We start from the raw sequence: 19,107 nt of genomic DNA on the forward strand, positions 1-19,107 counted from the left end.
TTTTTTGTTTTTCTCCTTTGTGAAATTTTATTGTAAATCATTTGCTACTTTCAACCGATATAACTAACACGGAATGTAATTCAAATATATCGTTTTATGAGCAAAGGGGAAAAAAACATGGGAACAACGCGAAAGAGAAAAACGATATGGACACTCAGGAACAAGCTAAGTTTGGGCTTTTTACTTGTTTTGCTGATTCCGAGCTTAAGTATTTCCATTGCGACTTATAAATCATCATATAATGCTATGGAAAAACAGCTCCACGGCAGTGCGAATCAGGGGGTAGCGACAGCTAACTCAATTATTGAATACGCAATCGCCAGTAAAATTAAAGATGCGAGTTATTTGGCGGAGCGTCTGGACGGCTCGATGATAGATGGTCGAAACAGCCCTTTGATTCAGCCGAAGCTGATCCAATACAAGGGTTTGCATGAAGATGCCACGGATATTTTTGTTGGAACACCGGAGGGGCTGATGATTCGGGGGGTGCCCAAGGAGGATGAAGGGACATTTGATCCTCGCACACGCCCATGGTACATCGAAGCGATGAAGCAGCCCGGTAAGGTTGCAATTACGCCTGTTATCATCAATTCATCGGGTATTCCTGTTGTCGTAGTATCTCAGACGCTTTCCGACAAGTCCGGGGTTATCGGGATTTCTCTAAATCTGGAAAGTGTACGTAAACTGGCCTCCATCAAAGTGGGCCAGGAGGGGTATATCATCATTTTGGATCATACGAAGAAGTTCGTAGTCCATCCTACGGCTAAAGCGGGCTCATCTCCTCAGGAGAATTCGCTTGATACGTTGTATACTACGCCGAGCGGGAACTTCAACTATATGCATGAAGGTCGCGAGAAATATTTGACCTATGTAACGAATACGGATACCGGCTGGAAAATTGCAGGCACCTTCTATCAATCCGAGATTAGCGATGCCACCGCTGCCATGCGTTATGTAACTATTTTCGTGCTGGCTGCCTCACTGGTGATTGCGCTTATCGCGATTTTCCTGATTACCCGCTCTGTTTTGGTACCGATTCGTAAGCTGCAAAAATCAGCAGAACGAATCAGTGAAGGAGATTTGACGGGCGATTTGGAAACTGGAAAAACGGATGAGGTAGGCGAATTGTCTGCTCACTTCCAAACCATGGTCGACAGTTTGCGCACGATGATTCGAAGCGTACACGAAACGACAGATCGGGTAAGTTCTTCAGCGGAGGAACTGGCTGCGGGTGCAGATCAGACAACCCAAGCGATTGAGCATGTCACCATTGCTATCCAGGAAGTGGCTGTGGGCAGCGAACGTCAGGTGCAGAGCGTTAAGCACGGCTCTGTAAATATGGAGGAGCTTGCTCAGCAAGCAGCGAATGTATCCGAGCGTATGGTGGGCGTATCTGAACATGTGAAGATGAACGCCGAGTCAGCTCAGGAGGGCAGCAAGGCTGCTACGCAGGCTGTACAGAAGATGCATGACATCGATGAGACCGTTAACGATCTCGGACAGGCTATGGACTCCCTCAATGAGCGCTCCAGTGAAATCGTGAATATTATCAGCGTTATATCGGGTATCGCCAAACAGACCAATCTGTTGGCACTGAATGCGTCCATTGAGGCCGCACGTGCCGGAGATCATGGCAAAGGATTTGCCGTGGTTGCTACGGAGGTGCGTAAGCTGGCTGAGGAATCAGCGAAGTCGGCTACCTTGATCTCGGAGCGCATTGAAGCGATGCAGGTGGATATGAATCATGCTCTGGGCGCTATGCATCAAGCGCGGACACGGGTGACGGAAGGCATTGATTCGGTAACCACGTCTGAGCAATCCTTTGCGGAAATCAGCCAAGCCGTGGAACGAGCTATGGAGCATATCAATGACATTACCGGAGTGACTCAGGAAATGGCACGGGGGACTGTAGGTGTCGTAGATATTATGAGCGATATTGCCCACATTTCGGACGAGGCAGCGAGCAACACCGAGTCGATCTCAGCGGCAGCTGAGCAACAGCTCGCTTCTATCGAGGAAATTGCTTCATCTACAGCGGATCTGAGCCAAATGGCAGAGGAATTGCGCGAACTGGTTGGACGTTTTCAGGTTGAACGAAAGTCATAAAAATAATAAAAAGCGCCGGGATACAGGAGATTGTGCTCTGTATCCCGGCGCTTTTTTAATGCTTTTAGCATAATTTTTGGTTTGCAGGGTTAGAAGTTAACGTTGGAAGGACTTGCGGCGGTCCAGACGGAAACGGACATCCCGTGAGTCGGAAGGACGCAGCGAACTTCTCTGAAACATATTGTTCAGAATCAGTGCGAAAATGACTAACACTGTCCCATATAGTTCAAAACGGCTAATGACATAACCTTGGAAGTACATGAGTACCAGCGTGGTAATCGGTACAAAGTTAATAAATAGAATTCCGTTCAGTGGTGATAGCTTTCGGATTCCGGCATTCCAGCTAAGCAGGGCCGCTAACCCGGGAAGCAGGATCATAAAGCTCATTTCGTATTTAACTGACCACACAGCCTGCCAGTCCGGCACCACAATCCAGTTGAAAGTAGAGGCAAATGTGACGACTACGAAGGAGACGACAGTTCCGAGCAGGCAGGTTAGGGTTGAATACCGAAGAGTAGACCATCCTGCAAAATGGCTGCCTCCCATGGAATATACGACCCATCCGACGACGCCTACGAAAATAAGCAGCAGCGGCAGTAAATGTTGTCCGGCAAGTGTGAAAAAGGTCCATTTTCCGTTCGTGATCACCAGTAAAGCCCCGGCCAGCGCAATCACCATGCTGATTAGTGTATATTTCGGAGGCATTTTACGGGTCATGACCCACACCATCGCAATGGAAATCATCGGCATTAGCACTTCCATTATAGAGGCTACCAGAGTGCCTGCTGCCCCCATCGCGTGCTGTCCCTGGAAAACGGCCATATTATAAATGGTGAATCCCATGGACCCGAAGAATAACAACGTCTTGCCCTTGCCCTCAAAGCGAAATGCAGTCCGTCCCTCTTTGAGCCACAATAGTACGACTAAAATGAGTGTAACCGATAAATAGCGCAAAAATGAAAAGTACAGTGGATTGATGTGTTGTAATGCAATGTGCGAAACCGGAAACATCGCCCCCCAGGACATACTGGCGATTAGGCATAATAAAGATCCGGTCATGATTTGTCTGTTCATGGTGTGCAAAAGCTCCTCCTTGCCGGTCTCAGCGGACATATCTTATGGACAACATCATAAAGGATGGGAAGCTGTTGGTAAAATGATTGAAAATAAACATTATGATCATTTAAAATGATAATAAGTGACAAGGCGCGTCAATTTTGATGGCCCCTTACCCTTCACAATAAGGAGGAGCAGTAGTGGATCTGAACGATTTAAACATTTTCCAGACGGTGGCTGCGCATGGCAGTGTCAGCAAGGCCGCAGCCGAGCTTAGTTATGTCCAGTCCAATGTAACGGCCAGAATCAAGCTGCTCGAAAAGGAACTGCAAACACCTTTATTTAATAGACATAAGCGGGGAATGATCCTCAATGCCGAGGGCAAGCGTCTGCTGCAATATACGAAAAGCATTTTATCGCAATTTGAGGAAATGAAACATGCGTTTCAGAATACCTCTGCACCTTCGGGGGTACTGGAGATTGGCATTGTGGAGACTGTCATTGCCCTCCCGGCCATTTTACATGCTTACTATAGCAAGTACCCGGATGTCGAGTTGTCTCTCAAGGCTGGGGTTACGGAGTCTCTGGTGCAGGAGGTTGCAGAAATGCGGCTGGATGGAGCTTTTGTGACCGGGCCGGTCAAGCATCCGCTCATTGAACAGTTTGATGTATTTCAGGAAAAGCTGGTCCTTGTATCCCAAGGAGATGACTTTTCTGTCGAGGATCTCACGACCCGTCCGCTTCTCTTATATAAAAGAGGCTGCGGCTACCGGGGACGGCTGGAAACCTGGCTTAAAATGGAAGGAATTATTCCCAAACAGATTATGGAGTTTGGGACATTTGAGACGATTATCGGCAGTGTGGCGGCCGGTATTGGAATGACCGTTTTTCCCGAATCGTCGATCAGCGGACTGGTGGCTCAAGGCCTTGTGTGCGGTCATGCAATGCCTGAGCCGTACAATGAAGTAACAACGGTGTTTATCCGACGTAAGGAAGCCTTTGTTACCAGTACCTTGCAGTCTTTTATAGATGAGATTATCACTCAGACAGAGGCGTAGCTTTATCGCTTGGGCTCGGGTACAATGAGAGGGATTTGATCTCATTTTTCTTCCTGAAGGAGGGCTATTATGTTTACAATATATCCGGCGGCTTCCCGATTCAGCTTCGATAAGGGCTGGCTGCGGGGGAGTCACAGCTTTTCATTCGCGGAGTATCAGGATGAGAACAATACAGCGTTTGGTCCTATGCGTGTCTGTAATGACGATGTCATCACACCGGGACGGGGCTTTGGGGCGCATCCGCACAGTGATATGGAGATTGTTTCGATTGTGCTGTATGGGGAACTGCGTCATGAAGACAACCGTGGACATGTAGCAGTGACCCGTTTTGGAGGCATTCAGCGAATGTCAGCGGGCCACGGCATCATTCATACGGAGCACAACGCATCACAAACGGAGGATGTCAGTCTGCTGCAATTGTGGTTTAGCCCGCATACGAGAGGACTGAAACCGTCATATGAGGCCACAGCGTTCAATCCTGAGCGTCTGCACGGTCAGCTTCTGCCTGTCGTTGCCGGAAAACGTGTACCGGGCACAGAGGGTGAAATTGCTGCAATCAACCAGGATTTAACGATTTATTTAAGCAAGCTTCAGCCTGGAGAGCAAGTAGAATTCACACAGGCCGAGGGGCGACGCGTGTTCCTGTTCGTCATTGAAGGCTCACTGCGTGTGAACGGTGAACATATTCTGCAAGGGCGCGATTCAGCTCGTATTGAGCAGGAGCCGAAGCTAGCACTGGAAGCAGAGGAGTCTGCTTTTTATATGTTGATTGATTTGCCCTAAAAGGAGGTGCGCACATGGCGCAGCAGGAAACATGGCTGATCAAGCATGCCGTCACGGGACGAAGCTTTGCTGACAGCCGCAAGCAGGTTTTCGATTGCCGTTTGGAATCGGTGGACGGCGTGTTTCGCTTCACGCTTCAAGGGCTGCCGCGTGGGACGGCGGAGGCGATTGTGCGTTATAGCGGGGAGTTGAACGTATTTCGTTTTGTAACGCCAGTAGATGATGGACCCGTGGTGAAGCATTGGTATTACGTCACTCCGGAAAGCGTGGAATATCATGATCAGACAGATGAGCTTACGTTCAAAGCTGGTTCTGAGATTGAATACCATCCCGAGGAGTATTGGGGAGATTAATCATTCCTTTATCATAAATCTTCAGATATATAATGGATTTTTCGAAGGCCCTGCATCATTGCAGGGTCTTTTTGTTATCCGTTCAACATGTTGAGTTCATTGGATACATAATCCTTTGCAGGCTGGTACATCCTATAGGTCATATTATCTGTTCGGCTCATTCGTAAAGGGGGAATAACGATGAAGAAAGGGCGCTTTCCCAAGTTGCCGAAGCTACCGTGGAGCCGGAGAGCGATTCCAGCCGCAGACCGCAAGACACGAAATTCCAATGTGCCTAAAGGACTGCCTGAGTCTTCGTGGCTGGAACAGCCGCTGCGTAGCAATGTGGAAGACAATTTGATTGCTTTGCGTGACATTTTCAAGGAATGCTCTGATATCGTCTACCGAGAGCTCATGATTTCCCCTGAACGCAAAGGGTTGTTGGCTTATTTTGAAGGTACGGTAAAATCAGAGGATTTGCAGGATCATATCCTGCGGCCTGTCATTCTGGGCATGATGCTCAAGGACCCTGAAGTAAACGGCAAATTGGAGCCGCTGGATGAAACTCGCATCTCGATGTCCCAGACCAAAACGATGGACGAATGGAAGATGGTATCGGCAGCGATACTGGACGGCAATGCCGCCTTGTTCGTAGATGGTACGCCTCGTGCTTATATTTTTAGTGCCAAGGGTGGTGTCCGCCGTGGCGTGGAGGAACCCCAGACGGAAGCGGTTATTCGCGGGCCGCGTGAGGGCTTCACTGAGACCCTTCGCGTCAATACGGCACTGTTGCGTTTCAAGTTGAAGACCTCCAAGCTCAAGATGTACAGCATGACCATCGGAACAGAAACTCAAACGAGCGTCGTCCTTACCTATATTGAAGGGATCATAGATCCCAAACTGGTGGAGGATGTAAAAAAAAGGCTCAGCGATATTGAAATTGATGGTGTTCTGGAGACTGGATATATTGAGGAACTGATTGAGGATCATCCGTTTTCTCCGTTTCCGCAAATGGAATATACTGAACGCCCGGATACCGTCACCGCACAATTACTGGAAGGACGTTTTGCTATTTTTGTGGACGGAACGCCTTTTGCTCTGATTGGCCCGGTCACGATGTGGCAGATGATGCAAGCAAGCGAGGACTATTACGAACGTTTTTTCATCAGTAATATGGTGCGCTGGATTCGTTTTCTTTTTCTCATCATGGCTCTCTTTCTGCCAGCAATATATGTAGCGGTTACGACCTATCACCATGATATGCTGCCGACGACACTCATATTAAGTATTGCAGCGGCTCGTGAATCTATCCCTTTTCCAGCACTGGTGGAAGCGTTAATGATGGAAATTTCTTTTGAGGCATTACGTGAAGCAGGGATTCGTCTCCCCAAAACGGTCGGTCAGGCCGTTAGTATTCTTGGTGCGCTCGTAATTGGGCAGGCCGCAGTACAGGCAGGGATTGTATCGGCACCCATAGTCATTGTTGTGTCGCTCACAGGTATTGCTTCGTTTACCATTCCACGCTTTAACTTTGCCATCACAGTTCGCCTGCTACGATTTCCAATCATGCTGATGGCGGGTTTATTCGGATTGTTTGGGATCATTATTGCGACAACGCTGATTGCTACGCATCTAACCAAGCTAACATCGTTTGGTGTCCCTTACATGAGCGGATATAGCCCGTACAACCATACGGATCAAAAGGATATCGTCGTCCGTGCACCTTGGTGGAAAATGACTAAACGTCCTTCCTGGATTGGTAAAGACAACAACAAACGAGCGAAGGAAAAGATGAATGGAACGCCTACCACCGAGGAGGGATGGTGATGAAGCCCAAATCGAATACACAAAAAATACGTAAAGCGGCTGTGCTCTGTTGTCTGCTGCTTTGTTCTGTTCTTTTGGGAGGATGCTGGGATCGCCGTGAAGTGAACGATGTGGCCTTTGTGATGGGTACCGGGCTAGACAAGGAAGGCGATCAATACCGGGTAACGATGCAAATTGCTTTGCCTGGACAACTCGGATCTTCGGGCAGCACAGGAGGAGGGGGAGGTACAAGCGGTACGAAGTCCTACTATCTGGAGTCCAAAACAGGTCCAAGCTTTCGAGGAGCAAGTACCGAGGAACAGCGCGGGGTTTCGCGAACACTTAATTACTCCCATCGGCGGGTACTGCTGTTCGGCGAGACGCTGGCACGGGAAGGGATTAGCAAAATGATGGATGTCATTGCACGTATTCCGCAGAACCGTCTGTCTTCCCTGGTTGTTATCACGAAGGGGTCAGCGATGGAAGTGCTTCAGGCAGATGCTCCGATTGAGCAATATCCAGCGGAAATGGTGCGTGAGCTTAACTTTTCCTATATGAAAAAACCTCGTTCCGTTAAACTGCTGATGAATTCCGTCCTGCTGGAAGGCATTGACCCGGTGGTGCCAGTAATGTCTCTGGTGAAGAATGGGCCCGCTAGTCTTAAAGACAAGAAGACGAATATTCAGATCGATGGATTGGCAGTCTTTCGACAAGACAGGTTAACAGGGATTATTGATAACCATCTCAGTCGATTTCTGCTTTTGGGTATGGAACAAGCCAAGGAGACAGAAATATTTATCCCCCCTCCCAAAGGTAGAGGCTATATATCTGTACACCTCATCGAAAATAAAGTCCATATTAAGCCCTATATTCAGGGGAATGAGATTCGAATGACCGTTCATATGAACTGCAATGGGAATGTGAAGGAGAATGAGACGGATTTCGATATTTCTAACGAGGAAAATTTGAAGTGGCTGGAACATCAGACAGCCGAGGAAATTAAGAGGGAACTGGGAGAGGGTGTCAAGGTAATCCAGCAAAAGTATCACTCAGACATACTTGGTTTGGGCCGGGCTATTATTACGAGTCACCCGGATGAATGGAAACGGATTAAACCTCAATGGGAGCAACTATATCCCAAGGTGGAGATCACCATAGATCCGGTCGTGCATATTGAGAATATCGGTGCGGTCACCAAACCATTCGGGGTCAAAAAGGAGAAAATCCAGAATGAATAAAGTATTCTTATTACCTTTATTGCTGGCTATGCTCTTCATGTATCTGATTGATCGCAAAAGTATTAATAGTGCACCTGCCATCAATCGTTGGGTCTCCCGCGTATTGTATGTTATTAGCATTGGTATCTGGATTTACGGAACATCGACGAAGAGTTCCGTTTATGTGGCTACATGGATTACCCGTTTTATTGACTTGTGGCTCCCCCCTACGTTGTAAATCGTGTATTGGATGCCTGCGGAGAAAAGGAGGATGACCTGTATGAAACAGTTCACAACCAGACAAATCGTACTGCTGGGTGTATTGATGGAGGTCGGTATTACCCTTATACATGCTCCGGCGCAGGCAGCGGATCACGCGAATCAGCATGCCTACTGGACCTGTATAATTGCGGCTATCGTGCTATGCTTGCCGATCTGGGCGATGTTGAAACTCAAGCGTCGTTTTCCTGACCAGGATCTAATGCAGGCGATGGTGAGCTCTCATCCTGTGCTGGGACGTATGCTGCTTGCAGTCTACCTTATTTTATTCCTGATCATTTTTGCACGGGATTTGAGAATTATCACGGATTTAGTGGAGGTTGTGCTTTTGCCGCTGACTCCGATTGTGGTCACTTCTCTTATTTTGCTGTTGACTCTGGTATTTATGGCCAAAGGCGGAATAAGCACCATCGTGAATATGGCCGAGATTTTTTTGCCGATGTTGATTTTGACGCTGTTGACCATGCCACTTTTTTTTGGGCGTAATATGGATTTTTCGATGCTGAGACCCTACTTACATCCAGAAGTAGAGGGAGTGATCAAGGGCAGCTGGCGCATGCTGGGATATATGGCCGATATCCTGATGGTTCCCTTTGTGATTTCTGGAAAGAGTTATAATGGACGTAGTGCGTGGTATGGGCATTTGCTCGGAACCGCTTTTCTGATCATGCTGGTGTTGCAGTCGGAGTTGGTTATTGGTGTTCCTATCTTGTCACGGCTGTTCTATCCATCGTATGAACTGGTGCGTCAATTGCAGCTAACGGACTTTCTGGATCGGTTCGACTTGTTCGTGGCAGCACTGACCGTACCCACCTTTCTTACGAAGATCGGAATTGATCTGTACGTTACCAGTTTGGCGGTAAAGCGTATGTTCTCCCATGCCTGGGGGAGTCTGATGGTTTGGCCCGTAGGTTTGTTAGGTTATGTCTGTTCGTTTATGCTGTTCTCCAACATCGTGCAAGTTTTTGATTTCAGCCGGGAGTGGACCGCGGTGATGATCATTTTTTTTGTACTTATGCCCTTGGTACTATGGATGTTGCTCCGACCCAAATCTAAAGGGAAAGGCGGAGATGATAAGGCATCTAACGGAGAGCGGGATAGCAGTAGTCAGCTAGAAAGCCGGCAGGGAGACAGAACAGGACACACCCACTTATAAGATTCCTGTATTCATCGAAAAAGTAATTCTTATTTGTCTTTTACCCCTCTGATTGTATACTTGGTAGAAAGAAATACGACTTCTACTAGGGAGGAAACAGAATGGCACAACGCATGGCAGGTAAGAGAGTCGCTCTTGCTGGTCCCCGTAAAGCAGACGAAATGGCGCTGCTAGTTGTGAAGATGGGAGGGGAGCCAGTACATCGTCCGGCCCAGGGCACTGTTTTTCTAGATGATATCGAGCTGCGCAACGCTGTTGTATCGTGGGTAAAGAACCCTCCGGACTGGTACATCTTCACGACAGGCATGGGGCTGGATGCCCTGTTCGATATGGCAGAGGATATGGGCGTGGCTGAGCAGATTATAGAGTTGCTGCAATCCTCCAACATTGCAGCGCGGGGCTACAAGACGGTCAATGGACTCAAAAAGCGTGGCTTTACGCCAGCAGTACGAGACGAGGACGGAAGTTTGATCGGATTGACAGGAGCTTTCGCCCCATACGATCTGAAGGGGAAGGAAGTGCTGTTGCAACTGCATGGCGATCCAGCCCCACGGTTGGTAAAATGGCTGGACGAGCAGGGGGCAGTGACCCGCCAGGTACTTCCTTATAAGCATATCCCACCTGAGGAAGCAAAATTGCAGGCGTTACTGGAGGATGTTATCCATCGTAATGTTGATGCCGTTACATTCACGAGTGGTCCGCAAATTCGATTTTTGGCCCAATATGCCAGAGAGCAAAATCGAATCGAGGATTTACTGGAAGCTTTTCGTGAGGATGTGATTGCTGTATCCGTAGGGAAGGTGACTGCACAGTCCATTGTGGAAGAAGGGATTGATCGAGTCGTGTTTCCAACCGAAGAGCGCATGGGCGCGATGATGGTGGAGCTGGGCAAATATTTTGAACATAACGATTCGGTGCATGGCTGTGGTCTGAAGATCGTGAATGGTCATTGAAATGAGATCAAAATTATAAATGCAGATGCTAAAAAATGAACTTATATTTCGGGATACAGAGTAAAATAAAGATAAGGGCCTACGAGGTCTTTATCTTTTTTTGTTGGACATGCATCGACAAAGATTTTTGTTATAGCGAAAATGTTTATCTAATATAATGAATAAGTTTCGATGCTACTTAGGACAGGAGCTGAGACGTTAATGAATTCTATTTGCGTATTTGCCGGGTCCAGACCTGGACATTTATCGGTATATGTTGAGGCAGCAGGCAAACTGGGAGAAGCCATGGCTCGCCATCATATCCGTCTGATCTATGGCGGCTCTAGCAGGGGGCTAATGGGAGAGGTGGCAGATGGAATGCTGGCGGGTGACGGTCAGGTCACTGGCATTATGCCCACCCTGTTATTTGATGCAGAGATCATTCATCGGGGAGTTACCGAATTTATTGAGGTAGCAAGCATGCATGAGCGTAAAGCGGCAATGAGCGAGATGGCCGATGCTTTTATTGCCCTTCCGGGTGGTTTGGGAACCTTTGAAGAGCTGTTCGAGGTACTATGCTGGGCGCAAATCGGCATTCATCGCAAGCCCATTGGGCTGCTGAATGTGAATGGATATTTTGACCCGTTAGTAGAAATGGTGCGTCATAGTGTGCAAGAGGGGTTTACCGGGAGTGAGCATCCAGCGCTACTGAGCATCTCCGCAGACCCGGACGAATTGCTACATATGTTAAAAAATAAAGCACAGAACTTGAAATAAAGCTTTTTTCGTGCTTGCACAACTGATTGAGGCAAGGTTATGATAAGACCCATAATCAAATAGCGGACAGACAAGGTGCCTTTGCGGTTGAGCAAAGGGTAACAGGGAATCGGGTGCAAATCCCGAGCGGTCCCGCCACTGTAAGGAAGAGGATTTTTTTAATTGGTCACTCGTGAAAAACGGGGAAGACGAAAGAATCCGTTGATGCCAAGCCAGGAGACCTACCTTGATCTGTATGCACCGTTAACCTTCGCGGAGAGGATGGGTGTACGAAATCAGGAAATCAGGCACACGTTGCTTTTTCCATGTTGGCTAGAGGTTTGCGTGGATATGAACGTGCAGCAGCGTTTGAAGCGTAAACAGACAGATGGAAAACAACGGCAGGCTGGAGGAAGACAAATCGTGTCTTCTTACGCTGTTTGTTCGTCTGATGAGAGATACGTACATAGAAACCCCATCCGGGCAGGATGGGGTTTTTTTAAGTTACACGATGTGCATAAATCATTGAAATAGATAGGATAGCTGCCCTGAAAAGGATGAATAGGAGGAGTACGATGAGCCCATTAGGAAAATTGTTGGTGATTGGATTTGGACCAGGAGATATGGAACATATCACAAAACGGGCGCTGGATGCGCTGGACGAAAGTGAGGTCATTATCGGCTACAATACCTACGTTGATTTGATCCGTCCGCTGTTGAACGGACAGGAGATTGTACGCACAGGGATGACAGAGGAAGTGAGCCGTGCGCAGGAGGCGGTTCGCCAAGCAGAGATGGGCAAGAAGGTAGCTGTCATTTCCAGTGGAGATGCGGGAGTCTATGGTATGGCAGGGCTGGTGTACGAAGTGCTGATGCAAAAAGGCTGGCGACGCGAGGGCGGGGTTGAGGTAGAAGTCGTACCGGGGATCTCGGCTATACAGTCCTGTGCTTCACTGTTGGGGGCGCCAGTGATGCATGATGCGTGCACGATTAGTCTGAGTGATCATCTGACCCCGTGGGAAACGATCGTAAAGCGTGTAGAAGCTGCGGCTTCGGCTGATTTTGTGATTGCATTATACAACCCGCGCAGTGGTCGGCGTACCCGCCAGATTGTGGAGACGCAGTCCATTTTGCTGCGTTACCGTGATCCGCAGACTCCGGTTGGGCTAGTGAAGAGCGCTTATCGTGAACGTCAGCAAGTTATTGTAACGACGCTGGAAGATATGCTGAACCATGACATCGGGATGCTGACGACTGTAATCATCGGCAATTCCTCGACGATGGTGTATGACGGTTTGATCGTGACTCCGCGCGGATATCAGCGCAAATACACGTTGGATGCGACCGAGCAGGCGCTCAAGCCGCATCAGCGTCTCCGCACGGAAGCGGAGCCGTGGTCGCTGGGAGCGCAAGAGGGTACACCGCAGGCAGGAGCAGCCCCGACTACGCCCGCTGGACCCTCCGCGAGCGGCGCTGCGGTTGCGACGCAGGCACGCCCGCAAGCGATGGCTGCTGTGCAGGCAACAACTGCTGTGCAAACCGGCACGGCCCCGGCATCGCTGGCGGCAGAGGCGCTAAGCCGCCTCGCTGTCGGCGGCAAGCTGCCTGGCGAAGCCAACGCTCGCTGGAGCGGGCAAGCGCCTACCGCCAAGAGCACCGCCGGAACGTCGGCGGTGGCCGGAGCAGGGGCCGCGGCCGGGATGGCGACAGGCGGCTTTGGCAAGCCTGCGCTGTTTGAGGTGGGTGTTTCCCCGGGTGTGGGAAACAAGAAGTTCACCGCTCGCCAGATGGCGCTGCTCGCCGAGGTAGCGGGTGATGATGGCGAGCTGGAATACACGCCGGATCATCAGATCGTGCTGCGCGTGCCGTGTGCAGACCCCGAGGAACTGGTCGGGCGGCTGCGGGATGAACGATTCATTGTCATGCCGGTTGGCGATGTGTTTAAGGTAAAGGCGTGCGACTTCTGCAATATGGAGAAGGATGACGCTGTGCCTGTGGCTGAGCATTTACAGGTTGTACTTGGTGGATTACAGGCACCCAAGGAAACGAGCATTGCTTTGAACGGATGCGGTATGGCCTGCTATGGAGCCGTACTAGAGGATATCGGAATCGTCTATCGCAAGGGTGGGTACGATCTCTTCCTCGGTGGCAAAAAATTCGGCCGCAATGCTCATGCCGCTCAGCCTGTAGCGGAAGGAATTCCGGGTGATCAAATTACGGACATCGTGGAGAACGTCATCGCTGAATATAAGGAAAAAGGGCATCCGAATGAGCGCTTTCATAAATTTTTTAAGCGTGTAGGTGTCGTTGCGGGGTTCCGGCATGAAGATGCACCAGTAACGGTAGAAGTGAATGCGGTTTGTGGTGATTAATGGACTGAAGGCCTGATGAACGGGATACAAGCATATATATAAAATAGGGCGTCATGCAGGCTATCCCTATTAAAGAGGAGGAAACAACAGCAGTGGATGCAATATTGTTGGTTGGACATGGAAGTCGGGACCCGGAGGGGAACCAGGAACTGCTGGAATTTGCACAGGCAGTGGCAGATCGGGTACCGGATATGTGCGTGGAAACCTGTTTCTTGGAGCTGGCACGTCCCAGCATTGCTGATGGGATGCAAACTTGTGTGGAGAAAGGGGCAACACGTGTCGTTCTTATTCCGATTATCTTGTTCGCAGCGGTACATGCCAAAATTGATATTCCGATGGCTATTGACCGGGCAAAGGCGAAATATCCGCAGGTGGAATTTGTATACGGACGTCCGATTGGTGTTCACGAGAAAATCGTCAACATTCTGCTAAGCCGCTTGAAAGAGGCCCGTCCGGTTGCAGTTCCAGCGGGGATGAATAGCGCTGTAGAGGCATCTGTCGAAGTATCTGACGAGGAAACGGCGGTACTTGTATTAGGACGCGGAAGTAGCGATCCAGATGCGAACAGTGACTTTTTCAAAATCACCCGTATGCTGTGGGAGAAGCTTCCTTATACATGGGTAGAGAGCAGTTTTATCGGTGTGACGCAGCCTTCCTTTCCCGATGGATTGGAGCGTTGTGTACGATTGGGGGCCAAAAAGATTATCGTGCTTCCCTATTTTCTGTTCACGGGTGTGCTGATTAAACGCATCGGAGAAATGACCCAGGAATTTGCCGAGGCTCACCCTGCATTACAAGTGGAGATGGGCGGATATTTTGGTTTCCATCCTCAATTGGTTGAACTGGTGCTGGAGCGAGCTAAGGAAGGTTTGTTCGGCAAGGTTACAGCCAATTGTGATAACTGCCAGTTCCGCCTGGAGGCGCAGGAGCACCACCATCATCACCACGATCATGACCACGATCATCATCATGAACATGAACATGAACATGAACATCACCACCACCATCATACACATGAGCACGACCATCATGATCACCATACACACAGCCACGATCACACTCATGAGCATGTCCATGCTCACAGCCATGATGACCATGATCACCATCACGAGCATTCACATACGCCATCTGTAGTGAATGGAAGCGGGCAGGTGAAGGGCTCATGATATTCATGCTATGCGGAACGAGCGATGCTCGGGAATTGGCGCTGCAAATCCGTGACAATGGCTTCAACGTATTGACCTCAGTCGTAACCGAAAGCGCGGCAGCCAGCTTGTCTGAAGCGGGACTAGACGTACGTACAGGCCGAATGACAGCCGATGAAATGGCTGCAATGATTCGGGAGCTTGGAATACAGGCGGTTGTTGATGCCAGTCATCCTTTTGCAGAAGAAGCACATGCGAATGCGATGACAGCCGCTCGCGAGTCCGGGGTTCCTTATATTCGCTATGAGCGGACAGGACTTGTATATGACAATCATCCGTTGCTCCACATCGTGTCTTCCTATGAAGAAGCCGCATTAGAAGCGAAGCAACTCAAAGGTTCTGTAATGCTTACGACGGGCAGTAAGACGCTCGGCACGTTCACCAAGCATTTACTCGGAGACCCGGAGATTCGTCTGGTTATACGCATGCTGCCGCGCCTGGACAATATGGAGAAATGCGGCGAACTGGGCATGGAGCAAAAAAATATTATTGCCATGCAGGGACCCTTTTCCCGCGAGATGAACGAAGCATTGTACAAGCACTATGGCACGACCGTGATGGTCACCAAGGAAAGCGGAAGCACGGGAGCAGTGGATGAAAAGGTTCAATCTGCATTGGAGCTGGGGATTCACGTACTTTTGATTTCCAGGCCGGAAGTGGAATTTGGCACAGTATTTGATCATTTCGACGGAGTCATCAACGCACTGCGTACAGCAAAAGAGAAAACTTCAATTTGAGTTGAGCCTTACCCCTGCGAGTCCAGTTCATCAGGAACGACTTCTGGCATGTATTTAAAATATAGTCATCTTAAAACAGGTGTTTTTACAGGTATCCATGATTTTAGTAGCAATGAATTGTCATTTTCCTAAACTATTTTCTAATTTTCCATAAGGGAGTGGTCTACCATGGATTTCAAAACAGAATTTAAACCGCTAACGGTACAGCCGCAGGAGATTGAAGGCAAAAGCTTCGAGATGATCACAGAAGAATTGGGAGAGCATCCTTTTACAGCAGAGCAATATCCCGTTGTACAGCGTGTCATTCATGCATCTGCTGATTTTGAGCTGGGCCGCAGCATGGTGTTTCATCCAAAAGCGATTGAAGCCGGGATTGCAGCTATTCGCGCAGGCCAGCAGGTAGTGGCAGATGTGCAGATGATTCAAGCGGGGCTGAGTAAGGATCGTATCCGTCAATTTGGCGGGGATGTGCATGTGTACATATCTGACCCTGACGTCATGGAAGAAGCGAAAAGGCTGAATACGACACGCGCCATTATTTCGATGCGCAAAGCGATTCAGGCGAGCGAAGGTGGTATCTATGCGATTGGTAATGCGCCAACAGCGTTGCTGGAGCTGATTCGTCTGGTGAAAGAAGGAGCGGCCAAGCCCGGACTGGTGATTGGCATGCCCGTAGGCTTCGTATCGGCGGCAGAATCCAAGGACGAGCTGCGCAAGCTGGATATTCCGTTCATTACGAATATTGGACGCAAGGGCGGCAGTACAATTGTCGTAGCAGCATTGAATGCGATCTCCTTAATGGCTGTCCGCTAGATGCGGTTGTCCGTTTGCTGTATCATGAAATGAATTGGAACATGATCAGCAGAAGAGGTTAAGGAGGAATTGTCATGGAAAAGGAAGCGGCGTCCGCCGACAAGCCCAAACGGATGAAAAGCGGTGAAGCTCCCGCACCGGACAAGCCAATGCGGTCAGGCTTTACGACAGGAGCTTGTGCGGCTGCAGTAGCCAAAGGAGCGGTACAACTGCTCATCACGGGCATTCCGCCGAAGGAAGCAGTGATATCGCTGCCCGCGGGCTTCGATCAGGCGTTTGAGCTGATTGAGCCTGTGTTGGACGCGGACGAAGCTTCCTGCACGACGATCAAGGACGGTGGCGATGACCCAGATGCCACGCATCAGGCGAGAATTATCGCGTCCGTTAGCTGGCGCGAGGAGCCGGGCATTGAACTGGACGGTGGCATCGGCGTGGGGCGGGTAACGAAGCCCGGTCTGCCTGTGCCTGTCGGAGAAGCAGCGATTAATCCGGTGCCGCGCCGGATGATTACGGAGGCTGTGACAGGTGTGCTTGAGGAGCACGGATCGGCCAAAGGTGTCCGTGTCGTCATCAGCGTACCGGACGGCGAAGAAATTGCCAAGAAAACGCTGAACGGGCGGCTTGGCATACTTGGCGGTATTTCCATACTAGGCACGCGTGGTGTGGTCGTTCCGTTTTCCACGTCAGCTTATAAAGCCAGTGTCGTGCAGGCCATATCAGTTGCGCAAGCGATGAACTGCCAGGAAATCGTCCTGACCACAGGCGGCAGCAGTGAAAAATACGCCATGCAAATGTATGATCAGCTGACGGAAGAGGCCTTTATTCAGATGGGGGACTTTGTTGGCTTTGCTATAAAGCATGGGAAACGGCTGGGAATGAAAAAGATTATTCTCGTCGGTATGCCCGGTAAGCTGTCCAAGGTCGCTCAAGGTATCATGATGGTTCACTCCAAGAGTGCTCCGGTGGATTTTGGCTTTTTGGCTGAGGTCGCGCGTGAAGCAGGTGTGGACGAGTCGCTTGCGGCGGCAGTGGCAGAGGCAAATACAGCTACGCAGGTGGCAGATATGATGACCGAAGCGAATGCGCTGAGCTTTTTTGAAAAGCTGTGTACCTATGGATGTCAGCATTGTCTGGAGCATGCAGGTGGTGGAATCGTTGTGGAAATGGTACTGATAACGCTGAAAGGGAACGTGCTGGGGAGGGCGAGAGTCGGTGAGTAAAGTGATCCGTGTCATTGGTATCGGTGAAAATGGAGCGGCAGGTCTGTCGCAGGAAACATTGGAGCAAATTGAGCGTGCGGACCTGCTGGTTGGTGGAGAACGCCAGCTAGGATTTTTCAAGGCAGCCGCAGGGGAAAAACGAACATTAAAAAGCGGCTTATCCGCCGTGGTGGAAGAATTGGGACGGTTGCGTGAGCACAAGGATATTGTCGTGCTTGCGTCCGGCGATCCGCTTTTTTTTGGAATTGCAGGTTATTTGTCTGCCAAGCTGGGGGCGGAACATTTGGATATTATGCCGCATCTCAGCTCGGTCCAGCTGGCGTTTGCGCGTCTCGGTGAAAGCTGGCAGGATGCGGTGCTGGAAAGCGTACACGGTCGCCCGATGATCGGATTGGCGCAGCGGATTGACGGACAGAACAAGGTCGCGCTGTTGACGGACGACCGCAATCATCCCGGTGCAGTCGCTGCCTATCTGCTGCATTATGGCATGACGGAATATGATGCCTTCGTCGGCGAGTATTTGGGCGGACCGGATGAGGTGTATCGGCATTATACGCTGGATGAGATGGCGCAGAGAACGTTCCAACCACTGAATGTGGTTATTTTGCGCCGCCGTAAGGGTGAAAACGTGCCTGCAATTCGGCGGGGATTTGGCTTCGAGGATGCGGAATTTCACCAGCGCAAGCCGGAAAAAGGACTAATCACGAAGCGTGAAGTACGCGTATTCAGCTTGTCTGAGCTGCGTCTGACCGAGCGAAGCATCGTATGGGACATCGGTGCAGGCTCCGGCTCTGTAGCGGTAGAATGTGCGCGACTGGCTAAGTATGGGCAAGTATTTGCCATTGAGAAGAACGAAGGCGACCTGGCTAATGTCGAAGCAAACAAGATCAAATTCCGCACCGATTTCCCGGTTATTCATGCCAAAGCGCCTGCCGGATTGGACGAGCTGCCAGACCCGGATGCGGTGTTTATCGGCGGGAGTGGGGGAGAATTGTCCGAGCTGATTCGTCTGTGCGCTTCCCGTCTGCGTAAGGATGGACGAATTGTAGTGAATGCTGCAACGATTGAGACGCTACATGACGGTATGAAGGCGATGCAAACAGCAGGACTCGATACTTCGGTGACGTTACTGCAAACAGCGCGCAGCAAGCCGATTTTGAATATGACGCGTTTTGACGGACTCAATCCGATATATGTCATTACAGGACAGCCGTCGGTAGACGTGGCTGATGAAGTAGCAGGGGAGTAAGCTGGTAATTCAAGAGGGGGAGAGAGACAG

Annotated in this window: 17 protein-coding genes and 1 riboswitch; of the genes, 16 read left to right on the top strand and 1 reads right to left on the bottom strand. The window is 49.9% G+C overall.

Translation table 11 applies throughout. The annotated features are described in order from the left end of the window. Positions 1-117: 117 nt before the first annotated feature. Positions 118-2,106 (top strand): methyl-accepting chemotaxis protein, encoded by a 1,989-nt coding sequence (locus G9G53_RS05655; RefSeq protein WP_165146007.1) that lies wholly within the window; start codon positions 118-120, stop codon positions 2,104-2,106. Positions 2,107-2,202: 96 nt separating this feature from the next. Here G9G53_RS05655 and G9G53_RS05660 read toward each other — a convergent pair whose 3' ends face one another. Then, positions 2,203-3,180, bottom strand: coding sequence for a DMT family transporter (locus G9G53_RS05660; protein ID WP_238437810.1), 978 nt, complete (start codon positions 3,178-3,180; stop codon positions 2,203-2,205). A gap of 182 nt (positions 3,181-3,362) precedes the next feature. Between G9G53_RS05660 and G9G53_RS05665 the strand changes: the two genes are divergently transcribed. The 15 genes from G9G53_RS05665 (at position 3,363) to cbiE (ending at position 19,077) form a co-directional block, all read left to right on the top strand. After that, entirely contained in the window at positions 3,363-4,220 is an 858-nt protein-coding gene (locus G9G53_RS05665; RefSeq protein WP_165146013.1) for a LysR family transcriptional regulator, read from the top strand. A gap of 69 nt (positions 4,221-4,289) precedes the next feature. Then, positions 4,290-5,003: a pirin family protein gene (locus G9G53_RS05670; protein ID WP_069012100.1), complete on the top strand. Its 714-nt coding sequence runs from the start codon at positions 4,290-4,292 to the stop codon at positions 5,001-5,003. Positions 5,004-5,017: 14 nt separating this feature from the next. Further along, positions 5,018-5,356 (top strand): hypothetical protein, encoded by a 339-nt coding sequence (locus tag G9G53_RS05675; protein WP_069012102.1) that lies wholly within the window; start codon positions 5,018-5,020, stop codon positions 5,354-5,356. Between the two features lie 180 nt (positions 5,357-5,536). After that, positions 5,537-7,162 carry a spore germination protein gene (locus G9G53_RS05680; protein ID WP_165146016.1) on the top strand — a complete coding sequence of 542 codons (1,626 nt, stop codon included), beginning with the start codon at positions 5,537-5,539 and terminating at the stop codon, positions 7,160-7,162. Then, positions 7,162-8,379, top strand: a complete 1,218-nt coding sequence (locus G9G53_RS05685; RefSeq protein ID WP_165146019.1) for a Ger(x)C family spore germination protein — start codon at positions 7,162-7,164, stop codon at positions 8,377-8,379. The genes G9G53_RS05680 and G9G53_RS05685 overlap by 1 nt, the downstream gene beginning before the upstream one ends. Continuing rightward, positions 8,372-8,596 carry a hypothetical protein gene (locus G9G53_RS05690; protein ID WP_165146022.1) on the top strand — a complete coding sequence of 75 codons (225 nt, stop codon included), beginning with the start codon at positions 8,372-8,374 and terminating at the stop codon, positions 8,594-8,596. Before G9G53_RS05685 ends, G9G53_RS05690 begins: the two co-directional genes overlap by 8 nt. A 42-nt stretch (positions 8,597-8,638) precedes the next feature. Beyond that, entirely contained in the window at positions 8,639-9,793 is a 1,155-nt protein-coding gene (locus G9G53_RS05695) for a GerAB/ArcD/ProY family transporter (protein ID WP_165146025.1), read from the top strand. A gap of 101 nt (positions 9,794-9,894) precedes the next feature. Further along, positions 9,895-10,746 (top strand): uroporphyrinogen-III synthase, encoded by an 852-nt coding sequence (locus G9G53_RS05700; RefSeq protein ID WP_029518594.1) that lies wholly within the window; start codon positions 9,895-9,897, stop codon positions 10,744-10,746. Positions 10,747-10,947: 201 nt separating this feature from the next. Continuing rightward, a complete protein-coding gene (locus tag G9G53_RS05705; RefSeq protein ID WP_029518593.1) occupies positions 10,948-11,502 on the top strand; it encodes an LOG family protein in 555 nt (184 codons plus the stop codon). A gap of 57 nt (positions 11,503-11,559) precedes the next feature. Next, a riboswitch (cobalamin riboswitch) is annotated at positions 11,560-11,745 on the top strand. Between the two features lie 311 nt (positions 11,746-12,056). Beyond that, on the top strand, positions 12,057-13,853 hold the full coding sequence (gene cobJ, locus G9G53_RS05710) for a precorrin-3B C(17)-methyltransferase (RefSeq protein WP_165146028.1): 1,797 nt from the start codon (positions 12,057-12,059) through the stop codon (positions 13,851-13,853). Positions 13,854-13,945: 92 nt separating this feature from the next. After that, positions 13,946-15,019, top strand: a complete 1,074-nt coding sequence (locus G9G53_RS05715) for a sirohydrochlorin chelatase (RefSeq protein ID WP_165146031.1) — start codon at positions 13,946-13,948, stop codon at positions 15,017-15,019. Continuing rightward, on the top strand, positions 15,016-15,795 hold the full coding sequence (gene cobK, locus G9G53_RS05720; protein WP_069012858.1) for a precorrin-6A reductase: 780 nt from the start codon (positions 15,016-15,018) through the stop codon (positions 15,793-15,795). The genes G9G53_RS05715 and cobK overlap by 4 nt, the downstream gene beginning before the upstream one ends. A 168-nt stretch (positions 15,796-15,963) precedes the next feature. Next, positions 15,964-16,608, top strand: coding sequence for a precorrin-8X methylmutase (locus tag G9G53_RS05725; protein WP_069012857.1), 645 nt, complete (start codon positions 15,964-15,966; stop codon positions 16,606-16,608). 74 nt (positions 16,609-16,682) lie between these two features. Next, positions 16,683-17,828: a cobalt-precorrin-5B (C(1))-methyltransferase gene (locus G9G53_RS05730; RefSeq protein ID WP_165146034.1), complete on the top strand. Its 1,146-nt coding sequence runs from the start codon at positions 16,683-16,685 to the stop codon at positions 17,826-17,828. Then, positions 17,821-19,077, top strand: coding sequence for a precorrin-6y C5,15-methyltransferase (decarboxylating) subunit CbiE (cbiE, locus tag G9G53_RS05735; RefSeq protein ID WP_165146037.1), 1,257 nt, complete (start codon positions 17,821-17,823; stop codon positions 19,075-19,077). Before G9G53_RS05730 ends, cbiE begins: the two co-directional genes overlap by 8 nt. Positions 19,078-19,107 lie beyond the last annotated feature (30 nt).

The sequence above is a fragment of the Paenibacillus sp. EKM206P genome (assembly GCF_011066155.1).
In the GTDB taxonomy this organism is placed as follows: Bacteria; Bacillota; Bacilli; order Paenibacillales; family Paenibacillaceae; genus Paenibacillus; species Paenibacillus polymyxa_D.

Bases quoted from the DNA above. Each gene is read 5' to 3' on its own strand.
- G9G53_RS05725 (WP_069012857.1), top strand. From the start codon at position 15,964: ATGGATTTCAAAACAGAATTTAAACCGCTAACGGTACAGCCGCAGGAG.
- G9G53_RS05685 (WP_165146019.1), top strand. From the start codon at position 7,162: ATGAAGCCCAAATCGAATACACAAAAAATACGTAAAGCGGCTGTGCTC.
- cobJ (WP_165146028.1), top strand. From the start codon at position 12,057: ATGAGCCCATTAGGAAAATTGTTGGTGATTGGATTTGGACCAGGAGAT.
- G9G53_RS05695 (WP_165146025.1), top strand. From the start codon at position 8,639: ATGAAACAGTTCACAACCAGACAAATCGTACTGCTGGGTGTATTGATG.
- G9G53_RS05690 (WP_165146022.1), top strand. From the start codon at position 8,372: ATGAATAAAGTATTCTTATTACCTTTATTGCTGGCTATGCTCTTCATG.
- G9G53_RS05655 (WP_165146007.1), top strand. From the start codon at position 118: ATGGGAACAACGCGAAAGAGAAAAACGATATGGACACTCAGGAACAAG.
- cobK (WP_069012858.1), top strand. From the start codon at position 15,016: ATGATATTCATGCTATGCGGAACGAGCGATGCTCGGGAATTGGCGCTG.
- G9G53_RS05680 (WP_165146016.1), top strand. From the start codon at position 5,537: ATGAAGAAAGGGCGCTTTCCCAAGTTGCCGAAGCTACCGTGGAGCCGG.
- G9G53_RS05675 (WP_069012102.1), top strand. From the start codon at position 5,018: ATGGCGCAGCAGGAAACATGGCTGATCAAGCATGCCGTCACGGGACGA.
- G9G53_RS05670 (WP_069012100.1), top strand. From the start codon at position 4,290: ATGTTTACAATATATCCGGCGGCTTCCCGATTCAGCTTCGATAAGGGC.
- G9G53_RS05705 (WP_029518593.1), top strand. From the start codon at position 10,948: ATGAATTCTATTTGCGTATTTGCCGGGTCCAGACCTGGACATTTATCG.
- G9G53_RS05730 (WP_165146034.1), top strand. From the start codon at position 16,683: ATGGAAAAGGAAGCGGCGTCCGCCGACAAGCCCAAACGGATGAAAAGC.
- G9G53_RS05700 (WP_029518594.1), top strand. From the start codon at position 9,895: ATGGCACAACGCATGGCAGGTAAGAGAGTCGCTCTTGCTGGTCCCCGT.
- G9G53_RS05660 (WP_238437810.1), bottom strand. From the start codon at position 3,180: ATGAACAGACAAATCATGACCGGATCTTTATTATGCCTAATCGCCAGT.